Origin of the sequence: Richelia sinica FACHB-800, assembly GCF_014698825.1 — a bacterium.
GTDB lineage: Bacteria > Cyanobacteriota > Cyanobacteriia > Cyanobacteriales > Nostocaceae > FACHB-800.
Window position 1 is genome coordinate 31,889 of record NZ_JACJTT010000020.1, and the last position, 15,071, is coordinate 46,959.

General features: G+C 40.7%; 14 protein-coding genes. 6 read left to right on the plus strand and 8 right to left on the minus strand.

Translation table 11 applies throughout. The features are described from left to right. Nucleotides 1-29: 29 nt before the first annotated feature. From H6G73_RS14615 to H6G73_RS14635, 6 genes are all read right to left on the minus strand, one after another. The gene (locus tag H6G73_RS14615) at nt 30-2,213 is read right to left on the minus strand and encodes a molybdopterin oxidoreductase family protein (protein WP_190605662.1); all 2,184 of its coding nucleotides are present in this window, start codon (nt 2,211-2,213) and stop codon (nt 30-32) included. A gap of 11 nt (nt 2,214-2,224) precedes the next feature. After that, a complete protein-coding gene (locus tag H6G73_RS24875; RefSeq protein WP_256443778.1) occupies nt 2,225-2,356 on the minus strand; it encodes a hypothetical protein in 132 nt (43 codons plus the stop codon). A 32-nt stretch (nt 2,357-2,388) separates the two neighbouring features. Continuing rightward, on the minus strand, nt 2,389-3,885 hold the full coding sequence (locus tag H6G73_RS14620) for a NarK family nitrate/nitrite MFS transporter (protein ID WP_190605664.1): 1,497 nt from the start codon (nt 3,883-3,885) through the stop codon (nt 2,389-2,391). A gap of 103 nt (nt 3,886-3,988) precedes the next feature. Beyond that, nucleotides 3,989-5,554: a ferredoxin--nitrite reductase gene (locus tag H6G73_RS14625; protein ID WP_190605666.1), complete on the minus strand. Its 1,566-nt coding sequence runs from the start codon at nt 5,552-5,554 to the stop codon at nt 3,989-3,991. 496 nt (nt 5,555-6,050) lie between these two features. Beyond that, nucleotides 6,051-6,512 carry a GNAT family N-acetyltransferase gene (locus H6G73_RS14630; RefSeq protein ID WP_190605668.1) on the minus strand — a complete coding sequence of 154 codons (462 nt, stop codon included), beginning with the start codon at nt 6,510-6,512 and terminating at the stop codon, nt 6,051-6,053. A 147-nt stretch (nt 6,513-6,659) separates the two neighbouring features. Continuing rightward, nucleotides 6,660-7,001 carry a hypothetical protein gene (locus H6G73_RS14635; RefSeq protein WP_190605670.1) on the minus strand — a complete coding sequence of 114 codons (342 nt, stop codon included), beginning with the start codon at nt 6,999-7,001 and terminating at the stop codon, nt 6,660-6,662. Between the two features lie 636 nt (nt 7,002-7,637). Here H6G73_RS14635 and H6G73_RS14640 point away from each other — a divergent pair. From H6G73_RS14640 to H6G73_RS14665, 6 genes are all read left to right on the plus strand, one after another. Beyond that, nucleotides 7,638-8,429, plus strand: coding sequence for a DUF4231 domain-containing protein (locus H6G73_RS14640; protein ID WP_190605673.1), 792 nt, complete (start codon nt 7,638-7,640; stop codon nt 8,427-8,429). A 384-nt stretch (nt 8,430-8,813) separates the two neighbouring features. Further along, nucleotides 8,814-9,173, plus strand: a complete 360-nt coding sequence (locus H6G73_RS14645; RefSeq protein ID WP_190605675.1) for a hypothetical protein — start codon at nt 8,814-8,816, stop codon at nt 9,171-9,173. A 243-nt stretch (nt 9,174-9,416) separates the two neighbouring features. Beyond that, entirely contained in the window at nt 9,417-10,760 is a 1,344-nt protein-coding gene (locus H6G73_RS14650; RefSeq protein ID WP_190605677.1) for a histidine phosphatase family protein, read from the plus strand. Nucleotides 10,761-10,816: 56 nt separating this feature from the next. Then, complete coding sequence (locus H6G73_RS14655; protein ID WP_190605679.1) at nt 10,817-12,076, plus strand: dihydroorotase; 1,260 nt, start codon at nt 10,817-10,819, stop codon at nt 12,074-12,076. Between the two features lie 362 nt (nt 12,077-12,438). Further along, complete coding sequence (gene psbQ, locus H6G73_RS14660) at nt 12,439-12,882, plus strand: photosystem II protein PsbQ (RefSeq protein ID WP_190605681.1); 444 nt, start codon at nt 12,439-12,441, stop codon at nt 12,880-12,882. Between the two features lie 333 nt (nt 12,883-13,215). Further along, nucleotides 13,216-14,349, plus strand: coding sequence for an NAD(P)/FAD-dependent oxidoreductase (locus H6G73_RS14665; protein WP_190605683.1), 1,134 nt, complete (start codon nt 13,216-13,218; stop codon nt 14,347-14,349). Between the two features lie 140 nt (nt 14,350-14,489). On the opposite strand, the gene H6G73_RS14670 is transcribed toward H6G73_RS14665, so the two are convergent. Together H6G73_RS14670 and H6G73_RS14675 are read right to left on the minus strand one after the other, a co-directional pair. Continuing rightward, nucleotides 14,490-14,750 (minus strand): type II toxin-antitoxin system RelE family toxin, encoded by a 261-nt coding sequence (locus H6G73_RS14670; protein ID WP_190605684.1) that lies wholly within the window; start codon nt 14,748-14,750, stop codon nt 14,490-14,492. Beyond that, a complete protein-coding gene (locus H6G73_RS14675) occupies nt 14,743-14,973 on the minus strand; it encodes a hypothetical protein (RefSeq protein WP_190605686.1) in 231 nt (76 codons plus the stop codon). Before H6G73_RS14675 ends, H6G73_RS14670 begins: the two co-directional genes overlap by 8 nt. Nucleotides 14,974-15,071 lie beyond the last annotated feature (98 nt).

The window sequence follows — 15,071 nt, forward strand, 5'->3', positions numbered from 1 at the left end:
ATAGAATATAGATGATGAATTCCTGTGATTTACCGTTGAGAAGACTGGAGTTGAGATGTGGTCACAGGTGTGGCTTGAGAAATTGGTATTAGCTGAACAGCACAGGCTTTTAACTCTGGTTGCAGGGAGTCAGGACAAGACTCAGAATGAGTCAGGGCATTTGCTTCTGCATCATCTGCCCATAGGCTACCCCAGTGCATAGGCACAAACACAGTACCAGGAGAGATAGCTTTGGTGACTTTAGCAGGAAATTTAGCATAACCACGGCGCGATCGCACCTCTAACCAATCATCATCTTCAATTCCTAAAGCCGCAGCATCACGGGGATGAATTTCTAAAAACGGTTGGGGGTGCATTTGGCGAATTTTCTCAATTCTACCGGTGCGAGTTTGAGTGTGCCAATGACCGTATAGTCTTCCAGTGGTTAAGACAAAAGGATAATTTGGGTCTGGGACTTCCGCTAAACCCCGTGAGTAATAAGCAGCAAATTTTGCCCGGCCATCGGGGGTATGGAAGCGCAGGTCAGTATAAAGGCGTTTAGCATCACGAAATTTATCATCTACAGGATGGGGCCATTGAGTCGGGCCTTGTGCTTGCAACACCTCATGACTCAAACCAGACATATCACAAGGACGATGACGAGTCAGTTGCACAAACTCAGCGTAAACTTCTGCTGAATTACGAAAAGCAAACTTATCAGCAAACCCTAAACGTCGTCCCACCTCTGCGAAAATTTCCCAGTCTGGTTTTGCTTCTCTGGGGGGTTGGCGAAATGCTTGACATAAAGTTACCCGGCGTTCAGAATTCGTCATGATGCCAGTTTTTTCACCCCACTGGGCCGCAGGTAATAAAACATGGGCATAAGCAGCAGTTTCTGTGGGGTAATAAGCATCTTGATAAACAGTAAAAGGCGATTTTAATAAAGCCTTTTTTGTTCTTTCTAAATCTGGCATACTTACCGCCGGATTTGTTGCTGCTATCCATAATAATCCCACATTCCCAGTTTCTAAACCAGTAATCATTTCCCAAGCACTTAAACCAGGACTAGGAGAAATTTGACCTCTTGGTAACTGCCAAAAATCTTCTACCTCTGCCCGATGTTGGTCATTTTTCACTAATCTATATCCGGGCAGTAAGTGTGCTAAACCTCCCGCTTCTCTACCTCCCATAGCATTAGGTTGACCCGTGAGAGAAAAAGGCCCAGCACCAGGTTTACCGATTTGTCCTGTCAACAAATGCAGATTAATAATAGTTCTAACTTTCGCTGTACCTTCCGCCGATTGATTTACACCCATCGACCACAAAGAAAGTACAGATTTAGACTTACCCCAATATTTAGCCGCAGTTTCTAAATCTTCCACACTAATGCCACATTGATGGGCGACAACTTCCGGGGAATAGTGACGAATTACTTCTGCATAGGCAGGAAAATTACTTGTACAATCATCAATAAATCCAGTATCAATATAATTTTCACGCATTAATAAATGGGCGATACCATTTAATAAATCAATATCTGTACCAGGACGAATGGCTAAATGTAAATCAGCTGCTTCTGCGGTGGGAGTGCGACGGGGGTCAACCACAATCATTTTCACATGGCGATTTTTTTTATGATATTTTGCCAAGCGATTAAAAACTATCGGATGACATTCGGCTGTATTTGTGCCAATCAAAAAAGCGCAATCTGTTAACTCTAAATCTTCATAACAACAAGGTGGCCCATCAGCACCAAAACTTTGAATATAACCAGCTACCGCACTGGACATACAAAGACGAGAATTAGCATCAAAATTATTACTACCCAAACAACCTTTCATCAATTTTTGGGCAAGGTAATAATCTTCTGTTTGTAATTGACCAGACCCATACATACAGATAGCTTGTGAACCTTGGGTCAAGCGGACTGTTTGAATGCGGTTGGTGATAATATGCAAAGCTTCATCCCAACTCACCCGGCGAAACTCTGCATCTAAGGAGTTACGCACCATGGGATAATGGAGTCTATTTTTATCTAAAGATTCGCTAATAGTTGCACCTTTAACACATACCATTCCTTGACTAGATGGATGTGATTTATCTCCTCTCACTCGCCAAATGGGTGTGCCTTGACTATCTCTATTGGTGGCTTTTCCATGTTGGGCTGGTGGAGAAGCTTCTAAACCACAACCTACACCACAATAGGGGCAAAGAGTTTTTGTAAATTCGTTCATAATAGGTTTTTTTATTGCACGCAGAGACGCGGGAAGAAGAAGACAGAAGTTACAGAAGTTGCAGGAGTTACAGAATAATTAATGCCATTACTGCGGAATTCTTGCATTTTTAAACTTCTGTTCGCACAGCGTGCCGTAGGCATACTTCTGAACTCCTGAACTTCTGAACTTCTAATTATTCTTCTACCAGTGCTGGCTGATAATTATGAGGGTCTGATTCTACTGCATAATCTCCAGCAAAGGAACCTTTTGGTTCTTTGAGGAAGAAGCCACACATAAATGCACAAATTAATGCGGCTATTCCCATGGTTGTGAATAATGTGCTTGCATCAGTTAAGCTGAATATTGTTAAATAAACTACCCCACCAAAGTTACCGTAAGCGCCAACATTGCCGGCAATTTGTCCTGTTGCTTCTTTTTTAATTAAGGGAACAATGCCGTAGGTAGCACCACAACCAGCTTGGGCAAAGTAAGCGGCAAACATGGTGACGGCTATGGCTAAAGGAATGGGCCAGTTTTTATTAATAAAATGTGCCATTAAATAACCTACGCCAATACCCGCAGAAATAATTGTCATTGTCCATTTACGGGAACCAAATTTATCTGATATTAAGCCTCCACTAGGACGAGAAAATAAATTTAAAAATGGGTAGGTGGCCGCTATCATTCCTGCAACAACATGTTCTAAACCAAAGGTTTTTTCAAAGAATGCAGGTAGCATGGAAACGACAGCTAATTCTGAACCAAAATTAGTGACGTAGGTAAACTCTAGTAAGGCTACTTGACCAAATTGATAACGTTGTTCTGGACTGTAAATTTTTCTCCCTGTGAGCAATTCGCGGTTGACTTGATAGGCTTGATAGGTTTGGTAAATAAATAATCCTGCTAACACTAACCAAGCTAAATACATTTGATTAAGTGTGAGGAAATGAATGTTTTTTTGTTCCAACCGCCAAGCTAATAAACCCAAGGCGAAAATTAAGCCAAAGTTAGAGATAATCATTGCCCAGAAGCTTTTTACTGATGTAACTTCTAAAGCACCGTTTTTCTTGGGTTGTTTGTAAACTTTGCCTGGGGGTGTATCTTGGACGCTGTTGTAGTAAATTACGCCGTAAATTGCCGCTATAATTCCAGTGAGTGCGATCGCTAGTCGCCAGTTAGAAGCCCCTCCATCCAAAAAGCTGGTTGATACGGCAATTATGGGTAAGGCAAATTCTGCCCCAAAGGCCCCGAAGTTACCCCAACCCCCATAAATACCTTGGGCTATGCCAATTTCTTTGGGTGGGAACCATTCGGAAACCATGCGGATACCCACTACAAACCCTGCACCCACAATTCCCATCAACAAACGACTAATGACTAATTCACTGAAGCTGTGGGAGAAAGCTGTTGCTAAACAGGGAACAGCCGCAAATATCAACAAAATTGAGTAAGTAATTCTCGGCCCAAACTTATCCAGCAACATCCCGATAATAATCCGCGCGGGAATAGTCAAAGCTAGATTGCAAATACCCAAAGTTTTAACTTGTTCAGGTGCTAAATGTAACTCTTTGCCAATAGTTGTAGCAAAGGGGGCAAGGTTAAACCAGCAAACAAAGGTGAGAAAAAAGGCAAACCAGGTTTGATGTAAAATCCGATAACGACCCTGAAACGAAAATAATCCTTTAAGCATTGATTTTGCTCGCTCAAAAACTGAAAATTTGCATGGAGAGACTGAGAGCAATTGTATAATTGCTCACTGCATTTCAGCACTATAACGCTGATAGAGAGAGAAGCTAAACTATTGCCGGTTCTCGCAACCTGGCACCAAAATGTTGAATTAACAACTCTCGCAACACTGGCTGTAAATCTTCACAGGGAATACCCTTTTGTACACAGGTTCCTAGCTGGGCATCCTTCCCCACCTTACCACCCATGTAAATATCCACACCTTCCACTGTTTGCCCATTTTTACGAATTTTGGTACCCATTAAGCCGATATCAGCCACCTGGGGTTGTCCACAGGAATTGGGACAGCCAGTCCAATGTATTCGCACCGGATAAGCGAAAATTAACTCTTTTTCCAAGTCTTTCGTCATAGCCAAGGCCCGGTTTTTAGTTTCTATCAGGGCAAAGTTGCAAAATTGTGCGCCGGTGCAGGATACTAGCGATCGCATCAATAAACCAGGAGTAACTGCAAATTTGTCTAGTAGTGGTTCCTGAAGGAAGGTCTGTAACCGTGACTCGGCAATATTGGGAATAATCACATTTTGCTCAACAGTCAGCCGAATTTCCCCACTACCATACACTTCTGCTAACCGGGCAATTTCTAACATATCCTCCGCACAAAAACGCCCCACAGGGATATGCAAACCTACATAATACAAACCCGGTTGCTTTTGTTCATAAATACCAATGTGGTCACGTTTCTCCCAATCAATTTCATCCTTCGGTGCTGCGGGTAACAACTCTTTACCTAAACGTTGTTCTACCTCCCTCCGCAACCTATCAATTCCCCATTCATCAATTAACCACATCAACCGGGCTTTTTGACGGTTGGCCCGGAAACCATGATCCCGAAAAATTTCCACAATAGCTTTACATACAGCTACCACTTCATCAGGATGTACCCAAACATTGAGAGGAATAGCCGCTTCACAACGTTTCCCAGAAAAGAAACCCCCAACTAGGACATTAAACCCAAAGGTGACGGAATTTCTCTCTTGATTTTCCTGAAAAGCAGGAACAAAAGCTAAATCATTGATTTCCGCATGAACTGAATTATCCCGACCCCCAGTAATGGCAATATTAAACTTACGGGGCAAATTAGTAAATTCTGGATTTCCTTCTCCATAATTAGTAAACAAATCTTGAATTTGCTGTACTAATTCTCGCGTATCATACCATTCGTGAGCATCTAACCCCGCTACAGGATCTCCTGTAATATTGCGGACATTATCCATGCCAGATTGGATAGTAGTTAAACCAACTCCATGAAATTTGTTAAAAATATCTACTAAATCTTCAATTCTGATCCCACGCAGTTGTATATTCTGTCTAGTGGTAATGTCAGCGCTGCCGTCGTCACCGTAACGCTGCACTACTTCTCCTAAAACATACATCTGACTGCTGGTGAGAATACCATTCGGTATCCGCATCCGCATCATGAATTGACCGGGAGTAACTGGACGAAAAAATACACCTAACCATTTTAGGCGATGGTCACGGTCAGTTTCGTCCATTGCTTCCCAACCAATTTTGGCAATTTTTTCAATCTCCTCTTTCAAAGCGAGACCATCTTTTTCTGCCTTTAATTTCTCAAACTTGTTGAGATTGGCTGTGGTAGTTACTGTTTCTGTCATTGGCTATCTAGTAGAGAACACTCTAATTAACTTTGTCTCCTAGTTCCGAGAAACCACTCACAGTAGTTGTTTGATAAGTGGTTGTGACAATTTCGATAGTGCTACGTTAGGGCGATTTCTCTGGAAAATTCGTATAGCTTGTTACGAAAATCTTGTCTGTATGTATGAAACGGATAGATACATTGCATATATTGCATGAGCGATAAGGCTTTATGGGTGCAAAATCACTACCAGGACTTATGCAAAATGCCTTTGCTACGCTACGCGAACGCTATAGGGATACGTGGTTCGATTCTTCCGTAGTTTGTGTGTAAGTCCTATTAACGTGAAAGCTATGCTATTCCTGCATCATAAACTCTTTTGTCCTCTTTTTTTCCTAAGTCCCGCTATCCCCTCTTGCACCCATATACTTGAGGATGGATAAGATTAGAGATAAAAAATTAAACAATATACTATTACTTTCTTCTGTTTTTATAAACAGCTTTCTCGCCTATTTCTAAATGAGTTTTTCCATCAGGAAATTCCTAAACTTTTGTCCTCTACGTTCAACTTCTTGTTGTTGGACAACAATAAAGTTGTGACTAGCAAAAAATGGCTTGGCTGTAATACTGGCTTCCGTAAATAATCTGTGAATTTTTAATTCCCTAGCTGTTAATTCTATTTTTTCTAAAATTCTTTTACCGACTCCCCGTCGTTGCCAAGCATGATGACAGTAGAAGCAATCTATACGACCATTTATTTCTAAATTACTAAAGCCGATAATTAGATCCTGCTCTACTGCCACAAAAGTAAAGCTATTGCTTAACCTTTCAACCCACTGTTGCTTATCTTGGTCACCTGTTGCCCAAGCATTCACCTGTTCTTGGTTATAATCCTGAATATTAATGCGATGCACGGTGTCATAAAACAGTTGAATAATATCTTGTGTATCCGCTATTTCGTAATTTCTGACTTCCATAAATCATAGATATAAATATGTAATTGTAATATGCAAAATAATAATCAGAGGCATACAATAAATACTAGTCAATAAACCCCTGACAATCAGCAAATCAATATATTAAATATGCCTTGATAATTGCAGCAGTAAGAATACTGTTTCTGCTTATGTTAAATCTTTTTTAATCTGTCTTATTGCTGCTTGCAGTTGCTCTGAATGACTCCAAATTACAAAACCACCATAAATTAATTTGCCATGATTATCAGCTAAAAATATGTGGTGAAGTCCAATCACGTTTTTGCAAGTTTTAACCACAGTGCTATCGTTTAGAGTAAAGATAGGTCTAGACCATTTAAAATCTCTGTCATGACACGGTGAAATACTAGGTACAGCATCTAAAATTGCGACAGCTTTCTGTGCAACCTGTGAAATAGTACAGGCTGATTCAGCTTGATAAAATACATCATCAACAAAGTAATCAACAAGTTTCCCCATTAAAGATTTCATTGACACCAGAAGGATTACAAGCAGTATTTAAGTTTGCGGTTGACTTTATGCAAGAAGAATTTTTTTATACTTTACCATTGTTATCTGAGACAGCGTAATGCGATTTTTGGCGAATGAAAATTTCCCGTCTAGGAGTGTATTAAGTCTACTCTCGTAGTATTTTCACGCAGCGACAACGTCAATTTACTGCCAACATATACTAAAATTTGGACAGCTGGAACTGCCATCCATCCGCTAATTTCAAAATTCGCAGTTCCAGTTTCTCACTATTGAAAAAATCACTAATTACTCCCAATAGCTACCAACACATCCACAAGTCCTGACTCGTGGTGATTTTTCCACTATCATCTTCCGTAGCATCTCACAGTCCAGGTAGCTGATAAGCAAAGGGATCATCAATAGATATCTGGTGGTAATTAAATGTGTGTGGCTTGAAAACCTTGTAGAGACTTCCGATGGAACGTTTCTACAAAGTTTTTACCGGATGTGTAATACTTACAAAATGCTTAACAGTGAGTTGAAGAAATGTTTAACTTGTTTAAACTTGCTTGTCATTAATATTACTGTGGTGTAATATCTGGGTTAATTGCTATCAATTTTATGGTCACCGATTAATTGTACTTACCAGGTAATACCATGTTGCTTTTGTTTAGACTCATTGATTATTTATTGGCTGCCATTGCTGCTAGTGCTGTAGTGATAATTTATCTGGACTCTAGTAACCAGCAATATGTTATTGCTGCTGCTGCTGCTTTAACTGTTTCCATCGCCTTATTTCTGCTTAATCGACAGTCAGTCAACAATGCTAGAAAAGATGAACAAAAACAGGAAATTTCTAAAAAAGCAGAACTTTATACTGCCCTATTAAACAATAGCAGTTCGCCAGACAACAACACAGTAGCTATTGCTAGAAGCAAAGCTTTACAATATTGTCAAGATTTAGTAGACGACTATAAAAATGTTCGTAATCTATCAAGAAATCTTTACTATATTTTACAAATATCTACCGTCGTATTATCTGGTATTACACCAATTTTGGTACTAGTTGATAAATTAGAATCAGGGCAACCTTGGTTAAAATGGTTACCGGTCATTTGTCCGGCTGTTGCCTCTATTGTTGCCAGTATTGTCACCTCTTTTCCTTTTCAGAAAAATTGGCTTGCTGCTAACACAGCAGTTGAATTATTAGAAGCTGAACAGGAAAAGTTTATTTTAGGTATTACTCCCTTTTATCGTTGTTACGATATTTCTGATCCCATTCAACAGCAACAAAAGATTAGTCAAGCTATTGAAGTGTTCGTGAATCAGGTAAATACTATTCACTTACAACAAGTACAGCAATCTACAGAACCACAGCAAGAAAAGAAAGAAGAAGCACCAGCAGAAAGTAAGGACAAAGAAGCCGAGTCACTAGTCAAGGCTGAGTAATTAAATAGGCATCCGATGGACAAGTAGAGACGTTACATGTAACGTCTCTACTTGTTTTATGGGAAACGCATATTAATTTCACCAGGTGTCTAATAATTATCTATCAATCCCATTATTCAAAGGTGTGTTAAAGAAGATGTTTCTGACTTACCATGAGTTTATGTAATATTCCAACAGCTTTACCATATCCAGTTATTCTTTTTTTATGAATATTTTTTAAAATTTCAATTATTCTTAATGTTATTTATTAAATATTCAATATAACAAGAAATCTTGACAAAATCAATATTTTAAAATAATTCTAGAAAAAATTGTTTGCTATATATTATATACATAGTAAAAATATACGATAACCATTAGGAACAACTATTTTTGATTCAAACCATGAAAATTCAATTTATTGGGACTACATTAGCAGTTTTAGCAATAATTAGCGGCTTAGATACTAGAGTTGCGGCTGAGTCACAAGCACCGAAAGCACAAGGAGAAAACGTGACTTTAAGCGGTGCTTCTTTGGTCAATATTAGCGATCGCACTGCTCAAGATGATTTTCCCACATTTTTTGAGGGACAAAATCCAGGAAATAGACCTAACACAGCAGCCAATTCTGGCAGTTCTCAATCCTCTACTCTCCAAGATTCCCTCTCTCTATCTAGTACACCGATTTTCATTCAACCTGCCAATCAAAATCTCAATGGCAATGATGGTTTACAGGTACAGTTAGATTTAACTAGTAATCAGTAGTCTCGACTGGGGAAATTTGAGATTTTGGCGTTAGATGGTATTTTTGTTCAATTTCCACCTCTGGAAACGTCAACATATTTACTCCAAAACTGCCCTTTTATCTCCTAAAAGTGACTCACTCCTGCTCAAATCACATACCCATAACGGTAAGTTGTTCGACCCCAACACCAAATATGGCTACGAAAATTATTCTGACTACTTTTGCAGTACAATGAGTCCTTTAGATAGAGGAGGGCAAAAAAGATGACCCGTGTCATCATTGTGCGTCATGGTCAGAGTAGTTATAATATAGAACGGCGTATTCAAGGGCGCACTGATGCGTCAACTTTAACAGAAAAAGGTCAGCAGGACGCTATTAAAGTAGGTCAAGCCCTCAGTAGTATTTCTTTTCATGCAATCTATAGCAGTCCCCTGCAAAGAGCTAAATCAACAGCCGAACTAATCCTGAGTCAATTAACAAACACGACGGCATTAATTCAACCTGCTGAATCTCTACGGGAAATTGACTTGCCTTTATGGGCAGGAATGCTAACGAGTGAAGTAAAAGAGAAGTTTCCTGAAGATTACCGTTTATGGAAAGAAAGTCCCCACGAGTTGAAGATGACCATCAACGAAAATGGGACAACAAAAGAGCATTTTCCAGTTTTATCTTTATATGCCCAAGCTAAAGAGTTTTGGCAAGAAATTTTATCTACCCACCAAGGTGAAACCATCCTGATTGTGGGACACAATGGCATTAATCGTGCCTTGATTAGTACAGCATTGGGTATTGTTCCCAGTCGCTACCATTGCCTACAGCAATCTAACTGTGCCATTAGTGTCTTAAATTTTGCTGGTGGTTTGGGTGAACCAGTACAGTTAGAGTCCATGAATCAGACCCAACATCTGGGGGAAACTTTACCTTCCCTGCGTCCTGGTCACAAAGGAGTCAGACTGTTATTAGTACGTCATGGGGAAACAGAATGGAACCGTCAAGGGAGATTTCAAGGACAAATCGACGTTCCCCTCAATGACAATGGTAGAAGCCAAGCGGCAAAAGCTGGAGAATTTCTCAAGGATGTAGCAATTGATTTTGCAGTTAGTAGCACAATGGCACGTCCCAAGGAAACAGCCGAGATTATTCTCAAACCCCATCCTGATGTCAAGTTAGAAGTAGACGCTGGGTTACGGGAAATTAGCCACGGTTTGTGGGAAGGCAAATTTGAGTCAGAAATTGATCAAGAGTTTCCTGGTGAATTGCAACGTTGGCGGACAGTACCGGGAGAGGTACAAATGCCAGAAGGTGAAAATTTACAAGATGTTTGGGAACGTAGTGTTGCTGCTTGGCAGTCAATTATTGAGACAGCATTAGCCAATCAATTCCATACTGGTTTAATAGTGGCCCATGATGCTACTAATAAAACTTTGCTGTGTTATCTTCTCGGTTTAACCCCTGATAATTTCTGGAATTTCCGTCAAGGTAATGGGGCTGTGAGTGTAATTGATTACCCAGCTGGATTAAATGGTTTACCAGTGCTGGAGGCGATGAATATCACTAGCCATTTAAGTGGTGGTGTACTGGATAAAACTGCTGCTGGGGCATTGTAAGGAATCATTGTTCAGCTGTTAGTAAAAACAAGGCTGAGAAATAATAGCGAATTCTCATGACAATTGAACTACTGCAACAAGTAAGGGTAATAGATCCTGTTCTGGGAACAGACCAAATCTCTGATGTGCTGATTCAAGATGGTTATATTCAAGGATTAGCACCGCAGATTTCCGATTTAGATGGAAATACTGTCGTTCGTGATTGCCGGGGTTTAGTTCTTGGGCCTGGGTTAGTGGATTTGTATAGTCATTGCGGTGAACCTGGATTTGAAGAAAGAGAAACTTTGACTTCTTGTTTACAGGCTGCTGCGGCTGGTGGTTTTACCAGAGTGAGCATTTTACCAGATACGTCTCCACCCATTGATAACCCAGCACTTGTAGCACAGTTGCAGCAAAAAAGAGATCGGGATAATTTATTACCCCATCTCTATCTATGGGGGGCGATTAGCTTGGAACTAGCGGGTAAACAATTAGCCGAAGTGGCTGATTTAGCGAGTTCTGGGGTAGTAGGTTTTAGTGATGGTCGCCCTTTGGAGAATTTAGGTTTAGTTCGGCGGGTGTTGGAATATTTGCAGCCCTTTGGTAAACCTGTGGCGTTGTGGCCTTGCGATCGCTTTCTTGCGTCCAATGGGGTGATGCGGGAAGGTGCAGAAGCTTTGCGAGTCGGTTTAGTACCTGTGCCTGTAAGTGCAGAAACCGCGGCCTTGGCAGCTATATTGGAATTAGTAGCCAATATTGGCACACCCGTACATATTATGCGGGTTTCTACTGCGCGGAGTGTGGAATTAATTGCCCAAGCCAAAGCCCAAGGATTGCCTGTCACCGCCAGCACTACCTGGATGCACGTTTTATTAGATACCACATCTATCAAGAGTTATCACACAGCCTTGCACCTAGAGCCGCCCTTGGGAAATAATAGTGATATGTTAGCATTGCGTCATGCTGTGCGAACTGGGGTGATTGATGCGATCGCCATTGACCATGCCCCATACACCTACGAAGAAAAAGTCCAAGCTTTTGCAGAATCTCCACCAGGAGCGATCGGTTTAGAATTAGCACTACCTTTATTATGGTCAAATTTGGTAGCCACTGGTGAATTGACGGCATTGGAATTGTGGCGGGCATTGAGTCAAAATCCCGCAGCATGTTTGCAACAACATCTCCAGGGGATGAGTACAGGAAATAAGGCCGAGTTAACACTGTTTGACCCTGACAAGCATTGGCAAGTCAATCGTCAATCTCTGCATAGCCTTTCTAGTAATACTCCTTGGTTTGGGCAAGAAATCACCGGCAAAGTTGTGGAAATTTTTTGTTAACGAATCTCTCAGATAACGCGAACAGAAGTTCAGTAGGGGCGGGTTTACAGATATCATCAACTATGAACGAGAATTGTGGTAAACCCGCCCGTACAGAAGTATGCCTACGGCACGCTGCGCGAACATAAGGCAGTAGGCAGGAGGCAGAAGTTTAAAAATGCAATAATTTGGGCAGTAATCGCATGAATTATCCTGTCTTCTTCTGTAACTCCTGTAACTCCTGTTCGCGAAGCGTGCCGTAGGCATACTCCTGAACTCCTGCACTTCTAAAACTTCGCACCCTAGTAACAGGTGAAAACATCCAGCAAAATGCTAGAGTGACACTGTGATTAGGTAAACAAACAGCAATTTTATTTCAGTTTATGGTGCGTCAACGCTCTATTTTTTCATTGATTCTGGTAGTATTGGCAACATTTCTATTTAGTTGCGGCAGCCCCAGTGTTGCAACTGCACCGCCAACTTATACAACCGCGCAAGTCTCGAAAATTAAAGCATACGTGCCGGAAATTCAAGTAGTGCGCGATCGCTCAGATGAATTAAAAAATCTCATTCAAGAAGGTGAATGGATTAAAGTAGGTAACTTCATTCATGGGCCCATGGCTGAAGCTAGGTTAAACATGACCTACATCATCCCTAACCTACTACCCCCAGACCAATCTAAAGCACGTCAAATCACAAAAGATTTATTAACTCATTTAGTGAAAGTTGACCAAGGTGCTAGCACAGCTAACAGTAACTTAGCTTTAAGTAACTATAAAAGTGCTTTCGCAGATGTTGATAAGTTCCTAGAGTTAATTCCTGAATAGGGGAGAGAAGTTCAGAAGTTCAGAAGTTCAGGAGTTCAGAAGTTCAGAAGTTCAGGAGTTCAGGAGTTCAGAAGTTACAGAATAATTCATGCAATTACTGCTGAATTATTGCATTTTTAAATTTCTGTTCGCGTAGCGTGCCGTAGGCATACTTCTGTACGGGCGGGTTTACCAAAATTCTCGTTCATAGTTGATGATATCTGTAAACCCGCCCCTACTGCCTCCTACCTTCTACCTCCTGCCTCCTGAGTCACAAAATGTCAGGGTGAGAGAGTGCTAGGGTGGAATGGGGATAACTCTTCACTCTTCACATCTCACTCTACAAAAACAGCTATGAATATTGTGATTATCGGTTGTGGTGTGGTTGGGGCAGCGATCGCTTATGAGTTGAGTCTGGTTAAGGGCTTGAATATCACTGTTTTTGACCAAAAAGCACCAGCACAAGCTTCTACAGGGGCAGCACTCGGCGTTTTAATGGGTGTTATTAGCCAAAAGGTCAAGGGCAATGCCTGGCAAATTCGCCAAAATAGTATTCGTCGTTATGAAACTTTGATTCCTGAACTGGAAGCAGCAACAGGGCGAAAAATTCCTTGCAACCGTCAGGGAATTGTTATGTTGCTATCGGAAGACTCAGAACATCCTTTAGAAAGTGGCGTAGAACCTCTTTCCGAGTGGGAACAACTCAGAGAAATTCGTCAATCTCAAGGGTGGAATTTAGAAGTTTGGGAAGTGGAACAACTACAAAAATTCTGCCCACAAATTAATCACCCTAAAATTATTGGTGCTGTTTATTCTCCTCAAGACCGTCAACTTAATCCCACAGCTTTGACCTTAGCTTTGGTTGACGCAGCCCAACGCAATGGTGTGAAATTTCAATTTGATGTGACTGTTGAGGGAATGGAAAACCCTCACGCCCCTAAAGGATTGGGTACAGACCAACAATGCACTAGTATCAACACTTCTGCGGGTAAAGTTTCTGCTGACTGGTTTATAGTTTCTGCTGGTTTGGGTTCTAAACAAATCACGAAACAGTTTCATCAAATGGTGAATATCCGTCCGGTATTGGGACAGGCTTTATTCTTAAGTTTGGGAAGGTTATTAGGAAATGCTGATTTTCAACCAGTGATTACAGGCAATGATGTACATATTGTTCCTGTAGGTAGCGGTGATTACTGGGTAGGTGCAACAGTGGAATTCCCCGATGATACAGATCATATTCCTGCCAATCCTGATTTGTTGGAAGCAGTCAGACAACAAGCGATCGCATTTGCCCCTGATTTAGCCTCAGCTAAAATTCTCCGCACTTGGTCAGGTTTACGTCCCCGTCCAGAAGGCAGACCAGCACCTGTTATTGGCAAGTTATCTGGTTATAGCAATGTTCTTTTGGCAACTGGACATTATCGTAATGGTGTTTTACTTGCACCAGCCACCGCTTCGGCAATTCGGGAAATGATTGTTTCTAAATGATTAATATCGTTTCTTTGTGATTCTGTATATATTTACCCCCCGTCTTCGTAGTCCCCCCTTAGCAAGGGGAACAGGGGGGTGATATTATGTGCATCTTCAGAAAAATTGGTGAAAGGTTTTACACGCAATTTATTGAGAGTTTATTCATAAACCTTGGAACGATGGGCAATAGTAATTACTATAACCTGATGATTTGTATCATCGACTTCGTAAACTACCCTATATTCACCAATACGATAACGGTAATATCCTGATAAATCACCTTTCAGGGGTTTAATATTAGGATGGAGACGGGGATTTTGTTCTAGCTGTTCAAAGCACCTTGCTAGTTTTTTTGCTAAAATTTGTGTTGCTGAAACATAAATTTTCTCAGCTTCATCAGATAAGACAAGACTATACATCAGACCGAATGTTTCTCCAAGTTTTAACTCGACCTTCAGCTACATCTTGTTTACCTCTTTCAAAAGATGCAATAAAATCAGGAATATCCAGTATTTCTTGGGTAGCTAATTCGCTTTCTCTATCTGCGAGATAAGCTAAAAATTCGGCAACTATTTTTAAATTATCTGGAGATAATCTTTCCAAGTTATAGTTAATTTCTTGACGTAGTTGTGAGGCATTCATAATGTTAGTAATTTAATGGACATGATATAAATTATAATCCTGTAAATGCTAATCAATTAAGCAGCTAATACTAATTCACACAAATCCTAATCCTTATA